Origin of the sequence: Flagellimonas sp. S3867, assembly GCF_014698935.1 — a bacterium.
Taxonomy (GTDB): Bacteria; Bacteroidota; Bacteroidia; order Flavobacteriales; family Flavobacteriaceae; genus Flagellimonas.
Map to the genome: position 1 here is coordinate 1 of NZ_JACVMN010000012.1, position 794 is coordinate 794.

Annotated in this window: 2 protein-coding genes; both read left to right on the forward strand. The window is 30.4% G+C overall.

What is annotated here, in order from left to right; all coding sequences use genetic code 11:
* A partial coding sequence (locus IAG46_RS17550) for a hypothetical protein (protein WP_223826756.1) occupies positions 1 to 391 on the forward strand: 391 nt, incomplete at its 5' end.
* Between the two features lie 103 nt (positions 392 to 494).
* On the forward strand, positions 495 to 794 hold a 300-nt coding region (locus tag IAG46_RS17555; protein ID WP_190811698.1), incomplete at its 3' end, for a hypothetical protein.

The following is a 794-nucleotide window of genomic DNA, read 5'->3' on the forward strand; positions in this document are numbered from 1 at the left end:
AAAGTTCAATAAAACGATAATGCAATTTCTAAAAAATGCTAAAAAAGTTGATAAAATCGCTTTTGTGGTTTTGGTCGCTGTCTTAATTTGTGTAACAATATTTCATCTAATAAAAAACAAGAGTGTGGCCGATAATCGAACCCACACCATAGGAAAAATTACTAAACTAAAACATATAAAGAAATCTAGCTATTACTTGACATACACATATTTAGTTGATGGTAAGAAATATTCTGGAAAATGTGGGATCCGGTATTTTGAATGCTCTATTGAAAATTACTGTATTGGTTCTGAAATAGATGTATTCTATTCATCCATGGAACCTAAATATTCCCAAGTTGACTTAAGGACATTTGAGAAATATAAAACAGAGGTTTACTTAATTGAATAAATCCAGAATATGAATTGATGGACGCAAAGTTCAAATAAGCGATTTCTAAATAATAGCACCCCATAAATAGCATCAAGATTTGTCAAATAATAGAATTCTATAGTTGGAAAGAGACAGAATAATAAAAGTAGAAATTGATGACCTAGATTGTTTACATATTACCCCAGAGGTGAAAAAATTCACACTCATATACCGAACTGCAACACAAGTTCATTGGGATTCAGATAAACAAACACTCTATTCCCCTAAACCTTCGGACTGGACCTATTTAGATTGGTACAATCATATACTTAAAGTTGTCAGAGAAGAATGTTTTTGTGAACTTTATTTAACAGAAGAAACAAAATGGATTAATATCCCTGAGAATATTAAAAGCAACATTATCAAAGTTCAAACAAACGAT